This is a genomic window from Roseateles sp. GW821-FHT09H11, from assembly GCF_059415845.1.
In genome coordinates, this window is the sequence record NZ_JBWKOA010000002.1 from 442058 (window position 1) to 455499 (window position 13442).

General features: G+C 66.2%; 12 protein-coding genes and 1 pseudogene. 11 read left to right on the forward strand and 2 right to left on the reverse strand.

Features of this window, described 5'->3' with window-relative positions; genetic code table 11:
• Nucleotides 1–153: 153 nt before the first annotated feature.
• The 3 genes from AC07PR_RS09035 (at nt 154) to AC07PR_RS09045 (ending at nt 2765) form a co-directional block, all read left to right on the forward strand.
• Complete coding sequence (locus tag AC07PR_RS09035; RefSeq protein ID WP_377153818.1) at nt 154–1698, forward strand: methyl-accepting chemotaxis protein; 1545 nt, start codon at nt 154–156, stop codon at nt 1696–1698.
• A 165-nt stretch (nt 1699–1863) separates the two neighbouring features.
• Nucleotides 1864–2304, forward strand: coding sequence for a hypothetical protein (locus AC07PR_RS09040; RefSeq protein WP_431101581.1), 441 nt, complete (start codon nt 1864–1866; stop codon nt 2302–2304).
• A gap of 239 nt (nt 2305–2543) precedes the next feature.
• Nucleotides 2544–2765 (forward strand): glutathione S-transferase family protein, encoded by a 222-nt coding sequence (locus AC07PR_RS09045; protein WP_495135068.1) that lies wholly within the window; start codon nt 2544–2546, stop codon nt 2763–2765.
• A 25-nt stretch (nt 2766–2790) separates the two neighbouring features.
• On the opposite strand, the gene AC07PR_RS09050 is transcribed toward AC07PR_RS09045, so the two are convergent.
• Entirely contained in the window at nt 2791–4215 is a 1425-nt protein-coding gene (locus AC07PR_RS09050) for a hypothetical protein (RefSeq protein ID WP_495135069.1), read from the reverse strand.
• A gap of 738 nt (nt 4216–4953) precedes the next feature.
• Here AC07PR_RS09050 and AC07PR_RS09055 point away from each other — a divergent pair.
• The 5 genes and pseudogenes from AC07PR_RS09055 to AC07PR_RS09075 form a co-directional block, all read left to right on the forward strand.
• Nucleotides 4954–5541: a DUF308 domain-containing protein gene (locus AC07PR_RS09055; RefSeq protein WP_495135070.1), complete on the forward strand. Its 588-nt coding sequence runs from the start codon at nt 4954–4956 to the stop codon at nt 5539–5541.
• Nucleotides 5542–5641: 100 nt separating this feature from the next.
• On the forward strand, nt 5642–6022 hold the full coding sequence (locus AC07PR_RS09060; RefSeq protein WP_495135071.1) for a Rid family detoxifying hydrolase: 381 nt from the start codon (nt 5642–5644) through the stop codon (nt 6020–6022).
• A gap of 31 nt (nt 6023–6053) precedes the next feature.
• Entirely contained in the window at nt 6054–7784 is a 1731-nt protein-coding gene (gene poxB, locus AC07PR_RS09065) for a ubiquinone-dependent pyruvate dehydrogenase (RefSeq protein WP_495135072.1), read from the forward strand.
• Nucleotides 7785–7798: 14 nt separating this feature from the next.
• Nucleotides 7799–9265: an amidase family protein gene (locus AC07PR_RS09070; protein ID WP_495135073.1), complete on the forward strand. Its 1467-nt coding sequence runs from the start codon at nt 7799–7801 to the stop codon at nt 9263–9265.
• A 105-nt stretch (nt 9266–9370) separates the two neighbouring features.
• Nucleotides 9371–9757: pseudogene (locus tag AC07PR_RS09075) on the forward strand (IS30 family transposase); the annotation flags it as partial.
• A gap of 54 nt (nt 9758–9811) precedes the next feature.
• On the opposite strand, the gene AC07PR_RS09080 reads toward AC07PR_RS09075, so the two are convergent.
• A complete protein-coding gene (locus tag AC07PR_RS09080) occupies nt 9812–10195 on the reverse strand; it encodes a tautomerase family protein (RefSeq protein WP_377153838.1) in 384 nt (127 codons plus the stop codon).
• A gap of 279 nt (nt 10196–10474) precedes the next feature.
• Here AC07PR_RS09080 and AC07PR_RS09085 point away from each other — a divergent pair, with 279 nt between their 5' ends.
• From AC07PR_RS09085 to AC07PR_RS09095, 3 genes are read left to right on the forward strand one after another with little or no spacing between them, the layout of a single operon-like run.
• Nucleotides 10475–11155 (forward strand): HemK2/MTQ2 family protein methyltransferase, encoded by a 681-nt coding sequence (locus AC07PR_RS09085; RefSeq protein WP_495135074.1) that lies wholly within the window; start codon nt 10475–10477, stop codon nt 11153–11155.
• Complete coding sequence (locus tag AC07PR_RS09090) at nt 11130–12785, forward strand: transporter substrate-binding domain-containing protein (protein ID WP_495135075.1); 1656 nt, start codon at nt 11130–11132, stop codon at nt 12783–12785. The genes AC07PR_RS09085 and AC07PR_RS09090 overlap by 26 nt, the downstream gene beginning before the upstream one ends.
• Nucleotides 12782–13423: a hypothetical protein gene (locus AC07PR_RS09095; protein WP_495135076.1), complete on the forward strand. Its 642-nt coding sequence runs from the start codon at nt 12782–12784 to the stop codon at nt 13421–13423. The genes AC07PR_RS09090 and AC07PR_RS09095 overlap by 4 nt, the downstream gene beginning before the upstream one ends.
• Nucleotides 13424–13442 lie beyond the last annotated feature (19 nt).

Consider the following 13442-nt stretch of genomic DNA (forward strand, 5'->3'; position numbering starts at 1 on the left):
AGCGTTCGAAGGATCCCATGTCTCCAGCGCAAGCTTCACGACGCGACTCGACCGAGCAACGGTGCCGGCATCCGACGGGTTTTCCGCTCCACTTCCTTGTCGCCGCCAGGTCGTGGACGCCATTGCGCAGGGCGGCGCGAGAAGGACGCAGCCATGACGCTCAAGTCGAAGCTCAATTACTCGTTCGTCGCACTGGTGGGGTTGGTCGTCCTCATGGGCGCATTTGGCCTGGTGCAGCTGGCTCAAGTGAACGCGGTCGCCAACGACATCGCGAGTGAACAGTTGCCCAGCGTCACTTCGCTGGCCAACATACGCGCAACCGCCAATCAGCTCCGACGCGCCGAAGCGGAGCACGTGCTCAGCAAGAACGAGCCTGAGATCAAGGCAGCGGATGCGCGAATCGCAAGCCTGCGAGCAGCGCTCGCCAAGCAGGAAGAGGACTACAAGCCCCTCGTCGCTCCCGGCGAGGAAGCGCAAGGGTTCGCCGACTATCAAAAGCTTCGAGACACCTTCTTCAAGTCCATGGATGCGGTGCTGGCGCTATCTCGCGCCGGGGAAGACTCGTTCTCCCAGGCGCGAGAAGCGCACCTCACCACGTCCAAGCCCACTTTCGAAGCCTGGGTCGCGGCGATCGGTCGCTTGGTCGACATCAACAACGCGAGCGCGGCGGCCGCCGCGCACCAGGCGTCGGCCACCTACAGCTTTGCCAAGGGCGCGTCGTGGAGTCTCATGGCCCTTGCGGTCGTGATCGGCGCCATCCTGTCCACGGCCATCGTCCGCAACGTGCTCGGCCAGATCGGCGGCGACCCGGAGGTTGCGGTATCACTGGCAAGGAAGGTTGCCGACGGGGACCTCACGACTGACATCCAACTCGGCGCAAGCGATGAACGGAGCGTTCTTGCGGTGCTCAGGCAGATGCAGGGAAAGCTCAGCGGCGTCGTTTCCTCAGTCCTCGAGAACGCCCATGGCGTGGCCACGGCTTCCGCGCAGATCGCACAGGGCAACTCCGACCTGAGCAGCCGCACGGAACAACAGGCGTCCGCGCTGGAGGAGACCGCCTCCTCGATGGAACAGCTCGGCGCGACGGTGCGCCAGAACTCGGACAACGCCATGCAGGCCAACCAGCTTGCAAGCAGCGCTTCGGAGGTTGCAAAGCTGGGAGGTCAATCCGTCTCCGAGGTCGTGGCGACCATGCGCGATATCAACGAGTCCTCGCAGCGGATTGGCGACATCGTTGGAGTCATCGACGGCATCGCCTTCCAGACAAACATCCTCGCGCTGAACGCCGCGGTCGAGGCCGCGCGCGCCGGAGAGCATGGCAAGGGTTTTGCGGTCGTGGCGCAGGAAGTTCGTACATTGGCCCAGCGAAGCGCTACCGCGGCAAGAGAGATCAAGACGCTCATCGCCACCAGTTCCGAACGCGTTGAGCGGGGAACATCGCAGGTGGATACGGCCGGACAGAAGATGCAGGAAATCGTCACCTCGATCCAGCGGGTCACGGACATCATGGCCGAGATCAGTGCCGCATCGCTTCAGCAGAGCCAAGGTGTCGCCCAGGTGGGCGAAGCCATCGGGCAGATGGACCGGACCACACAGCAGAACGCCGCACTGGTCGAACAGAGCGCCGCAGCCGCAGAGAGTCTGCGCGCCCAATCCGAGCGCCTGGTGGGGCTTGTTGCCATGTTCAAGGTTCGGTAGACATCCGAACACGCTGCCTTGGATGTCCGCAGTTCCTGTCGGCGACCACCGCGACCCAAGCCTTTCACGATGACGCACCAGACCCCAAGGCAGAATCCGGACGAACGGGGCGAGCCCGGCGTCCAGCCTGCCGGGAAGCCCATCTTGAGGAATGGAGCAGCATCAATGGCACTGACGAAGAAGGGCGAGTTCTGGTACGGGACCACGTCCGGCGACACCCAAGCCGAACTGCGCAGCTACAGCGTTGCGAATCGCCATGAGGCCGTCAGGTTCGCCTCGTCCAAATGCGATTGCGGATGCCGGACCTTCGCGCTGCAGACTGATGAAGAGGCCGGTGTGGCAATCCGCACCTGCACTGACTGCGGGCAGGAACACCTGATGGGCGACAGTGAGGACTACGTTGAAGAAGCCTCGCCTGAGGCGCACGAGTGCGTGTGCGAGAACGAGGTGTTCGAGCTGGTGTCCGGCGTCTCCGTATACGAAGGCACCCATGACGTGCGCTGGTACTACATTGCTTGCCGCTGCGTGGAATGCAACCTGGTCGGGGTCTTCGCAGACTGGAAGTGCGAAGCAGGTGACGCAGCGGCTTTCCTCGCCAAGGTCTGAGATGACGTCATCGATGGACTTGGCTGCATCAATGATCCCCAGCGCAGCAATGCCGCCGCGGCTTCAGGCTGGTTGCGGTCCTCCGCACAGCGGCCGCCGGCTGACTCCTATCGACCCTGAGCCGACATCCACTGTCCTGATCTCGCCGCCCTGAAGCTGCCGGTCAGACACGCCCACAGTCACCCGTAGGAGGCTCCGCAGCGCAGGGCACTCGTCGGCGGGCAGCACTCAGGGGGGGATTGAGGCGTAGCGCGCGCTCGCTGTTTCAGCTGATCGAGGGTCTGAGGTACGCGTTCCCCCAGGCGGCCGAGCGCACCCTGGCGCGCACGCCGCGCATCGTCGAGCTGCACGAGCGGGTGGCCGAGCAAGCACGGATGACGGCCTATCTGCGCAGCGAGCGGCGCATTGCGTTCAACGAGCAGGGCACCTTCCGTCGTTACCCGGAGCTCGACCTTGCCTGAGTGGTGGTGATGCTGCTGGCGCGAATCAGATCTTGATCAGGCGAACCCAGGTCCGGATGAAGGTGCGGGGGCGTTTCGCTTCTTCGTTCAGACCGTTCTGAAGCAGAGGGCTTTCATTGAGCTTGACGCTCAGCGGCCTTCGCTTGGCCTTGACGGCTTCAGTCAGCTCGGGGCCGTTCTGCGGGGCGATCTTGTCCGAGATGCCGTGTTTGTTGTACTTGTCGATGCTGCCCGTGCCCGGGAGCGCCTTCCAGAAGCTCAATGGGCTTGGGTAGCGGTCGCGCCAACCGTACAGCTCCCGAAAGGCGTAGCCGAGCTTGCTCAGCTCGGGCGCCAGTACATCCCAAGACTCCACGGTGACCTGAGCCTTGCTTCCCTTCTTGTCTCTGAAGAAGTCAAAGATGCGCTGGGGCTCGTAGTTGACCTTGTAGTACTCGACGATGCCGCGGTAGAAGTGCGGGGCGTGGCCAGCTCGGCCCAGGTACTTCTCTACCGTTTCAACGTCGTCCGTGGGTGGGGCCTCATGCTCGATCCGGTGCCCGAGCAGGGGCGTGCTGTGCCAGACACTCGGGTCGCTGAAGCTGATGCGCGCATACGGGTCGACTTCTTCTTCCTTGATGTCCCCCGAGGCGAGGCCCTTTTGCGCATAGCCCAGGCGTCGAGCCTTCAGGTCTTTCTGCACCTCGTCGGGCAGCCCCTCTTCGAGCTTGGCCTGCCCTTCGAGGTCGGGCTTGGTGGAGGCGCCTTGCATCTTCAAGGCGTTGTCGTAGGTGAGGTTCACGAACAGCGTGGTGCCGCGGCTGTCCTTGTGGAAGCCGACGTCGCTCTGCGTGCGTTCGCGGTACCAGTCCACGTCGACGATCACTTCGTGGGTCTTGCTGATCTCTTCTGAATTCTTTTCGAGGTACGCCAGTTGCCCGGCGGCCTGAAGAGTCGAATGAACCAGCAGCTTGATGTCTCCCAGGTTGTCGTCGATGTCGGCCGGCCAGGGCTTCATGCCGTGTTCTTCGTCGTGGGTCGTGCGCTCGTCCTTCTTGAATTCGCCCGCTTGATAGCTGAGCGAGACCAGCCGGTAGCCGAAGCCAACTTGTCCCACTTCCTTGAGCTTGTCGATCAGCCTCCTTTGCAGCCCTTCCGCAGTGATCTCCTTTTCGCCTTTCACCGGCATGTCTTTGAGCGAGCCGACCGAATCATCGGGGAGCTCCTTCAACTGGGCGCTCGGCACCCAGGGGGACACACGCCGTTCGCCGAGCAGATGGCTGAGCTGCCGGCGCTGCAGGGCCATGCGCGGCCCGTGGTGGATGCCGTCGATCAAAGCCCGCTGCACCGAGGCGCGTGCACCGGGCTCGAACCCTCCTGAGGAGGCGTCTGCAGCCTGGGACCGCGCACCCGCAGTCGCGGCGGGCTCGGAGGGGATCTGGCGGGCGGCTGCCTTGTCTGCATGTTTCATGCAGCCAGCGTGGCCTTGCGAGCCCATTGCAGCCATCGGCAGATTGCGGACAACGCGCTTCAGGATTGCTGATGTCCTCCCGCCGATGCGCCGTAGCCGCAGGGCACCCGCTTCGGGCGCGAGTCTCGAACGGGCCGCGTGGCAAAGCGCGGCGACCCACAGCCAAGGCCTACAGCACCCCCGGCGGTGGCAATGGGGTTACCTCAGTTCAACTTCCGATTGCTTCGATATCGGCATGACGGTGTGCAAGGCCCTGCAGCGGTATCAGGTCACCGGTGACGCACCGTCATCTGCAGATACCCCGAAAGCTGCCGCTTGTCGATGACTCCTTGCGGCAGGTTGCTGACATCGGCGTCCATCGCTCTCAACGGCTGCACCCGCTGCGATGCCGTCGCGGCTCCAGGCTGTGTGCAGCCGTTCAGTGTCGGCAGGTGACGGTCAGCTCGCACCTCAGGCAGACGCAAGTATCGAGGCCCTGTGAGATCGAGCCCACGCCTGCGAGAACGGGGATGCCAGCAACGCGTCGGACATGATCACTGCCTGATCCTGCAGTTCAAGGGCCTCAGGTTCATCGTCGAACTGGCAGGCTGGATCAACAGAACTCTGGCGGATTCTGACCGGGCCGCTGAGCCGAGCGCCGCTCGTGCTCAAACCTTGGTAGGGGTTGGATAAACCTACCTCCGATGGTGAGGCCGTGTCGAACCTGATGTCATGCGTCAACTCCTCTGAAGAGCAACCATGATCCGCACGAACCCATCCACTGACGCGATCTCAATGCCCAGTTCGCCTGCGAATCGCGCATCTCTGTCGACGCTCTACCTGTGCCGCGGCTTGCTCGCGCTGTTGTGGGCAGCCGCCTTCGCCCCGGCACACGCGACCTTGGGCCCCGCGGCGACGGCATTGCTCGTGAGCTATCCGCTGATCGACGCAGTCTCATCGCTGGTCGACTACCGCGCGCTGAAGCGCGACGCGGAGCGCCGCATCACCGCCTTCAATGCGGCTCTGAGCACTCTTGCGGCGATCGCCACTGGCTCCGCGTCAGCCTACGGCCCCGCCGCCGTGCTCGCCGTCTTCGGCGTCTGGGCGGCCATCGCCGGTGCGGCGCAGTTCGCGCTGGGCATTCGCAGGCGTGGCCAGGAACTCGGTCAACAGTGGCCGATGCTCATCTCCGGTGGCCTGTCCTTTCTCGTCGGCATCGCGTACTGCATCCAGGCCACGGGGCCCATGCCGTCCCTGGCCGTGCTGTCGGTCTATGCGACCGGAGGCGGTGGATTCTTCGTCATCCAGGCGGGACTGCTGGCATGGCGCTCGCGCCGCCAGCGCTGATCCCGACACCTCGTTCGTTGATCGCCGGCCTGCCGACTCGTCTGCAGAACCCTTTCAGCACCCCATCTGTCTCCACGTCGGAGCAATCAAAGGACACCCAATGCACAAGCAACCCGTATCGACATCCGATGCACCGACTGCCATCGGCATCTACTCCCAAGCTGTTCGAGCTGGCAGCACCATCTGGCTATCGGGCCAACTCCCATTGGATCCGCGGACCAACAGGATGGTCGACGGCAATCCCGAGTCGCAGATCCGGCAGGTCTTCGAGAACCTCCGCGCGGTCGTCACGGCAGCCGGCGCGACGTTCGACGACGTCGTGAAGGTCAATGTCTACCTGACCGACCTTGCCCATTCCGCGCTCCTTAACAGCGTCATGTCGGCGTACTTCCAGAAGCCTTACCCCGCACGCGGCACGGTCGGCGTGGCGGCACTCGCTGGCGGGGCGCTGGTCGAGGTCGAGTGCGTCGTCGCGCTGTGAGGCGCCAGATCCAGTTCAAGACGAATACACCATGACAAGAACCGTTGCAGATCAGTTCGTGGACACCCTTCGGGCTGCTGGCGTCAAGCGCATCTTCGGCGTCGTCGGGGACAGCCTGAACGGGTTGACCGACGCCGTACGCCGTCGATGCGACATCGAATGGGTGCCCGTCAGGCATGAGGAGGTTGCCGCCTTTGCCGCCGGGGCGGAAGCACACCTGACGGGATCGCTCGCCGTTTGTGCCGGAAGCTGCGGGCCGGGCAACCTGCATCTGATCAATGGACTGTTCGATTGCCATCGCTCAGGCGTGCCAGTGCTAGCCATCGCAGCTCATATTCCTTCACCGGAAATCGGCACAGGCTATTTCCAGGAGACTCACCCGCAGACGCTCTTCCAGGAGTGCAGCCACTACTGCGAATTGGTCTCCGACCCCGAGCAGATGCCTCGGACCCTGGAGATCGCGATACGCGAGGCAGTGAGCAAGCGGGGGGTCTCTGTCGTGACGATCCCGGGCAATGTCGCGCTTCTTCCGGCCACCGAGGCACCCACGGCGAGGACGTCGAGCCTGCTGCCGGCGGCGCCCTTGGTGACGCCCGCCGGAGACGAGTTGGTCAAGCTCGCGGAGATGTTGAACAGCGGTCGGCGGATCACGGTGCTGTGCGGCTCCGGATGCCAGGGTGCCCACGATCAACTGATCTCTGTCTGCGAGCGATTGAACGCGCCCGTGGTGCATGCGCTCCGGGGCAAGGAACACGTCGAATGGGACAACCCCTACGACGTCGGCATGACGGGCTTGATCGGCTTCTCGTCGGGCTACTACGCCATGCTCGATTGCGATGTCCTGCTGATGCTGGGGACCGATTTCCCCTACCGGCAGTTCTACCCCCGCGAGGCGGGTGTGCGCATCGCCCAGGTCGACATCAGAGCGGAGCACATTGGACGTCGTGCACCGGTCGACCTCGGAATCGTGGGAGACGTCCGAGCGACGCTGGAGGCCTTGCTGCCGCTGCTTCAGCAGAATCCCGACGCCGCCCACCTGACGCAGGCGCGCGAGCATTACCGGAAGACTCGCAAGGGTCTCGACGATCTCGCGGCGCCTGGTCGACGGGGCATCCATCCACAGCAGATTGCCAAGGCGCTCAGCGACCAGGCCGCCGACGATGCGGTCTTCACCTGCGACGTCGGCCTGCCGACCGTGTGGGCCTCTCGATATCTCGCCATGAACGGCAAGCGCCGATTGATCGGCTCGTTCTGGCACGGGTCGATGGCGAACGCGATGCCACACGCGATCGGCGCGCAAGCCGCATTTCCTGGCAGACAGGTGATCTCGCTTTCAGGCGATGGCGGGTTCACGATGCTGATGGGTGACTTCCTGAGCCTCGCCCAGTTGGGACTGCCGGTGAAGGTGGTGGTCTTCAACAATTCGGCCCTGGGATTCATCGAGCTGGAGCAGAAGTCGACCGGCACGCTCAACGTCGGTACGGAACTGAAGAACCCGTCCTTTGCAGCAATGGCGGAGTCCGTCGGCGTGCGCGGAATCCGGCTCGAGCATCCCGACGAGGTGGACCGAGGCATCGCGCAAGCGTTGGCACATGACGGGCCTGTCCTTGTCGATGCGGTCGTGAACCGAAGCGAGCTTGCAATGCCTCCCGCCATCACGCTTGAGATGGCCAAGGGCTTTTCGCTCTACATGCTTCGGGCCGTGATGAATGGCCGCGCTGACGAAGTCATCGAGCTCGCACGCTCGAACCTGTGGCGCTGAACTGCGGGAGTGAAATGAAAAGAGATGTTGAAAGCGCGCCCACGGATGCAGCCTGGGACGCTGCGCGAATCACGCGGGCATCGTCTGAACTCTGGCGGCTTCCCGCGACCGAGCTTGCGCAGCTGGTGCGGCTGCGCAAGGTCTCCGCTCGGGAAGCTGCGGCGGATGCACTGAAGAGACTGGACGAGGTCAATCCGCGGATCAACGCGGTGGTGGCGCATCGACCCGAACAGGTGCTCGCGCAGGCAGATGAGTTGGATCGCAGGATCGGACGCGGCGAGGACGTGGGGCCATTGGCCGGCGTTCCGGTGACGGTCAAGATCAATGTCGACATGGCGGGCTTCCCCACGACGAACGGGACCCACCTTCAGAAGGACTTCGTCGCCAAGGTGAACAGTCCCGCGGTCGAGAACCTGGTACGTGCAGGCGCGGTGCTCCTGGGACGTAGCAACGCGCCGACCTTCGCGCTGCGCTGGTTCACGAGCAATTCGCTCGACGGCGCTACCCGCAATCCGCGCGGTTCCGCGCTGACCCCTGGCGGCTCGTCGGGCGGTGGTGCCGCCGCCGTCACCGCCGGCATCGGACACCTCGCCGTAGGTACGGACATCGGCGGATCGCTGCGCTATCCGGCCTACGCCTGCGGCATCCATGGTTTGCGGCCCACGCTCGGGCGGGTTCCCGCCTACAACGCCTCCTCTCCTGAGCGCCCCATTGGCCCGCAGATGATGTCGTCCACGGGACTGATGGCCCGAACGATCGACGACCTCCGGATCGGCCTCGCGGCCATGGCGGCGCCCGATCTGCGGGATCCCTGGTGGGTGCCGGTGCCCCTCGAGGGGCCCGAGACGCCACTGGTTGCGGCGATGTGTCTTCGCCCCGGGGGCATGGAGATAGACGAGCACGTCGAGGCGGCCCTGCTGGACGCGGCACGACGCCTCTCTGACGCCGGGTGGACCGTGACGGAGATCGACGATGTGCCGCTCATGCGAGAGGCGGCTGACGTGCAGATGCAACTGTGGCTGGGCGACGGCTTCGCCAACCTCGTCGATGCCGCTCGCCGCGACGGCGATACAGCCGCACTCGCCGTGGTCGATGCGGTCAGGGGCATGGCCGAGGCGCTGCCTGGCGATGTCGTCAGCCGCGCGTTGGTGGTGCGCACCACCGTGCAACGGGCTTGGCGGCGGTTCTTCACCGAGTATCCGGTACTGTTACTGCCGGTCTCTGGCGAATTGCCTTTCCAGGACGGACTCGATCTACAGGGACAGGCGGGATTCGAGCGCGTATGGCGAGCTCAACTTCCCATGAGAGCGCCGCCGGCGCTTGGCCTGCCTGGGCTTGCTGTCTCCACCGACCTTGTCGGCCCGGTACCCGTCGGCGTGCAGATTCTCGCCAGTCACTACAGGGAGGATCTGTGCCTCCTGGCCGGCAAGGCCATTGAGGCTCGCGGGACGCCTGCCTCGCCCATTGATCCGATCGTCTGAGCGAGGGCAATCGATTCATGGGCAACTGCCTGCTGGTGCTGGGGGATATTGCCCCCTGCCTGTTGGCATTGACCACGTCCGCAGAGGCGGATTCAACCGGTCGCCAAGCAAACCTGCCCGCAGGACGAGAACCTCCACGTGTCTCACGAGACCATCTATCGCCGCCTATTTGTTCAAGCGCGCGGTGCATTGAAGAAGGAGCTGCTGGAGCACCTGAGGCGCACTCGGGGAATGCGGCGATCCCGCCACCATACGCAGAAGACGGTGATCCAGGTCTACTTCTGCGACCCGCGGAGCCCGTGGCAGCGCGGCAGCAACGAGAACGTCAACGGTCTGCTCAGGCAGTACTTTCCAAAGGGCATGGACCTTTCCGAGTACACGCAGCTTGAGCTCGACGCCATTGCCCGACAATTGAACGAGCGGCCGCGCAAGACGCTCGTCTATCAGACCCCGGCAGAGATGTTCAACCTATGTGTTGCATCCACCGGTTGAATCCGCCCTGCAAAGCAGCCGTCTGCGTCAGGCCGAGCCCGATCCTTCGCCCCGTCACGGATTGGCGTACTGCGCCACCCCATTGCCGAACGACCAGTTCTCGCGCTTGACCTCGACCAGGTTGATGAAGACATCCTCCGGCCGGACGTCCAGCGGTGCCAGGCGCTCGACGATCGTCTTGTACAGCGCGCGCTTCTGATCCAGCGTCCGTCCCTCGTTCAGCGTGATCTGGATGTAGATCAGCCGGCTCGAGCGTGGGATGTCCAGATAGCCGGGGTCGAAGACGAAGTGCGTCTCGTCGTGCTCGGTCAGGATCTGGAAGTTGTCCTTGTCCGGGACATTGATCGTGTGGCGCATGGCCTCGTAGACCGCGGCTCCCACCTGGCGGGGATAGCTGGGGTCGGACTGGCGCTGCATGTCGATTCGAACCAAGGGCATGACGGCATCCTGTTGTTCACCGGAATTGGCCCCCTCATCCTGTCATGCCCGGGAATGCCCAGCGGGCTCAGGGCCATTGCATGGGGTCAGGCCGTGCGCCGTCACGTCGACAGCCTGCAGTCGCCGTGTTCGGTGGCAGCCAATGATGGAGCGCCGCGCGCAACGACTCCTCCGGTGGCTCGTGGATCACGCCTTTCCCACCCCCGATCTCAGCGAATCGCCGATATCCGCCGTCGGCGACCGGTCACAGCATCAGGTGTCCCGACGGAGTCGACACCCATGCCCGAAGAGAACCCCTTTCGTCCGTCCGAGTACACCGCCGCGTTGCTGCGGCAGTTGCGGCTGATCGGGCCCTTCAGCGGCCGCGCGCTGGAAATGGGCACCGGCAGCGGCGTCGTGCTGGCCGCGCTGGCAGCGGCCGGCGCGCGCGAGCTGGTCGGCGTCGACATCGAGCCCGAGGCCGTCGACCATGCCCGCGCGCTGCTGCGGGCGCAGCGCATCCCCCATGCGACCGTGCATCACGGCGACCTGTGGGAACCACTGCGCGGGGAGCGCTTCGACCTGATCGCCTTCAACCCGCCCCAGTTGCCCCTGCAGGACGACTGCACCGACGGCGCCCGGCTGCGCAGCTGGAGCGACGGCGGCCGGGAGGGCCGTGAGGTGCTGGACCGCTTCCTCGACGGCCTTGGCGACCACCTGGCGCCGGCGGGCGTGGCCGTCCTCACCCACAGCAGCTTTGTCGGACTGGAGGAGACCACCCGGCGCCTGGCGGTCCAGGGCCTGCGCCTGGACGTCGCGCAGACCGTGTCGGCGCCGGTCCCGGCCTGGAAGGTGCGCCTGCTGCCTCCGCGCTGGCTGGAGAGCCACCTGGGCCGCGCGTTCCATGTTGTCGGCCCCTATGTGTTCTGCGACTTCCATGTCGTCGAGATCCGGCATGTCTTGGTCGACCCGTGCGCGTGACTGGCGGCTGACGCTCCCGTGCCTCGTCCTGGCGCTGAGCGGCTGGGCGGCACAGGCGGCGCCCGACACCCCGGACGCCCGCGACGCCCGCGACCTCCCGTCCACCGTCCATTGCGACGCCGCTCCCGACACGCTGTCACGCGTGCGCTGCCGCGGCGAGGTCCGCATCGGCGTGCGCGCGTTCTACCCGCCGTTCAGCCAGTCGACGGCGGACGGTCCGCAGGGCTTTGAACCCGCGCTGGCGCGGCTGCTGGCGGCGCGGCTGGGCGTCGGCGTGCGTTTCGTGGAGGTCGACGCCGCGACCCGCATGGTGACCCTGGGCGACGGGCGCGTCGACCTGCTGATCGCCACCACCGGCCATACCTCGCAGCGCGACGGCCAGGCGCTGTTCGTGCGGCCGCACTACTACGAATCGCATACCGTTGTCGTGGGACTGCGCGGCACCGGGCCGCCCGAGCTGCGGACGCTGTCGGCACTGGCGGGGCGCACGGTCTGCGTGACCATCGGCAATTCAACCAATGCCGAGCTGGCGGTCAACGGCGCGCGACTGATGCTCTTCGGCACGGCGCGCGCACTGGTGGAGCAGCTGCAAGCGGGCACCTGCCCGTTGGCCGCGCATGACGACAGTCTGCTGTTGCCCTTGCTGCCGGCGAGCTACGAGGTGAAGCTGTCCTTCGCGCCGCTGCCGTGGGGCATGGTCGTGCGCCGCGACGGCGCGCCGTTGGCATCGCTGCTGGCTCGCGAACTCCGCCAGTTGCACGCCGACGGAACCCTGCTGCGCCTGGCGCATGAACACGGCGTCCCGGAGGACTGGCTGGAAGCACAGCGACGGCGATGGTCGTCGCCTCCCTGCGATGCGCCCGCGGCGCTCGAGCCGGCGCCTTGTCTCGACCCGCCGCGCGACAACCACCTGGCCCCGACGCCGATTGCCGACGCCGTCGAACGGCTGGAGGATTGGCTGCAGGAGCACTGGCGGCTGGAGGTGACGCTGGCCATGCTCAAGACGCGGGTCGCGCTGCGCCTCTTCCTGGAGGGCATCGGCTACTCGGTCGCGCTGGTCGTCGGGGCGGTGCTGTCGACGGTGCTGCTGGCGCTGGGCTTCGGCGCCGGTCTGACGGCACGCTCGCGCGCGCTGCGCTGGCCTTTGCGCGGCGTGCTGCTGACCACCCAGTCCACGCCGATGGTGTTGATGATGACCGTCGCCGGCCTGCTGCTCAGCGGCGCCGGCCAGTCCACGCCGGCGACGGCCTCGCTGGTGGCGGTCGTCGTGCTGGGCCTGTTCAACGGCAGCAACGCCGGGCAGGCGGTGGCCGAGGCCCGGCTGGCCCTGCGCGACGAAGGCCGCAGCGCCGGCCTGCGCGCCGCAGCGCTGCGGGCGCGGGGGCAGATCGCGGCCTTCGCGGTCAACGCCACGCGCGGCACGCCGGTGGCATCGCTGATCGGTGTGCCGGAGCTGCTCGCGGCGCAGACCGACATCGCGTCCTTTTCCTCTCAGTCGACGACAACCTTCGCGCTGCTGCTGGTCTTCTACATGGCGCTGGTGTCGCTCGTCGTGGCGCTGCTCCACCGCGTGGAGTCGCGGCTGCAAGCGGCGCCAACCGCGCCGCGACCGACACAGGCGCCGCAATGAGCGCGCCGGACGCTTCGCTGCTTCAGGTCCTGTCGGTCTTCGCGCCGACCTTCGTGCGCGCGCTCGGCACGAACCTGTCGCTCGCCCTGGAGGCGCTCGCGATCGGGCTGCCGGCGGGACTGGCGCTCGGCGCGCTGCGCCTGCCCGAGACCCACGGCGAGCCATCGACGTGGCGGCGGCTGAGCGCGAGCGGGGCCGGCACCGTGGTCGCACTGCTGCGGGCGGCGCCGGCCTTCGTCGTCATGCATGTGCTGCTGCATGCGCTGCCCGCGCGCTGGGCGATGTCGCCGAGCGGCGCGGTGGCGTGGTCGCTGTCGGCCTATGCCGCCGCCTACGTGGCGGACAACCTGCGGGTGGCCGTCCTGGACTGGCGGGCCGGCGCGCGCGGCGGCGTGCCGCTGTTCCTGATGGGGCTGGCCCGGGCCTATTTCGTCATGGTGCTGTCCAGCGGCTTCGGCGCCGCCGTCGGCGTCAAGGAAGCGACCGCCGTGACGCTGCGCGCGCTGGAGCAACTGCCCCAGGCCGCCGACCGGCTGTGCCTGATCGGGGGCGTGGTGCTGGTGTTCGTCGCGCTTCGCCAGGCGGTGGACGCGGCGATCCTGGCCGCGCAACGGGGGGTGGAGCGCCGCTCCGGCTAGACGCCGCTGAAGGGCGCTC

What these genes read in the sequence shown, in the direction of transcription:
- AC07PR_RS09035 (WP_377153818.1), top strand. Translation starts at nt 154, where the DNA reads ATGACGCTCAAGTCGAAGCTCAATTACTCGTTCGTCGCACTGGTGGGG.
- AC07PR_RS09040 (WP_431101581.1), top strand. Translation starts at nt 1,864, where the DNA reads ATGGCACTGACGAAGAAGGGCGAGTTCTGGTACGGGACCACGTCCGGC.
- AC07PR_RS09050 (WP_495135069.1), bottom strand. Translation starts at nt 4,215, where the DNA reads ATGAAACATGCAGACAAGGCAGCCGCCCGCCAGATCCCCTCCGAGCCC.
- AC07PR_RS09055 (WP_495135070.1), top strand. Translation starts at nt 4,954, where the DNA reads ATGATCCGCACGAACCCATCCACTGACGCGATCTCAATGCCCAGTTCG.
- AC07PR_RS09060 (WP_495135071.1), top strand. Translation starts at nt 5,642, where the DNA reads ATGCACAAGCAACCCGTATCGACATCCGATGCACCGACTGCCATCGGC.
- poxB (WP_495135072.1), top strand. Translation starts at nt 6,054, where the DNA reads ATGACAAGAACCGTTGCAGATCAGTTCGTGGACACCCTTCGGGCTGCT.
- AC07PR_RS09070 (WP_495135073.1), top strand. Translation starts at nt 7,799, where the DNA reads ATGAAAAGAGATGTTGAAAGCGCGCCCACGGATGCAGCCTGGGACGCT.
- AC07PR_RS09080 (WP_377153838.1), bottom strand. Translation starts at nt 10,195, where the DNA reads ATGCCCTTGGTTCGAATCGACATGCAGCGCCAGTCCGACCCCAGCTAT.
- AC07PR_RS09085 (WP_495135074.1), top strand. Translation starts at nt 10,475, where the DNA reads ATGCCCGAAGAGAACCCCTTTCGTCCGTCCGAGTACACCGCCGCGTTG.
- AC07PR_RS09090 (WP_495135075.1), top strand. Translation starts at nt 11,130, where the DNA reads ATGTCTTGGTCGACCCGTGCGCGTGACTGGCGGCTGACGCTCCCGTGC.
- AC07PR_RS09095 (WP_495135076.1), top strand. Translation starts at nt 12,782, where the DNA reads ATGAGCGCGCCGGACGCTTCGCTGCTTCAGGTCCTGTCGGTCTTCGCG.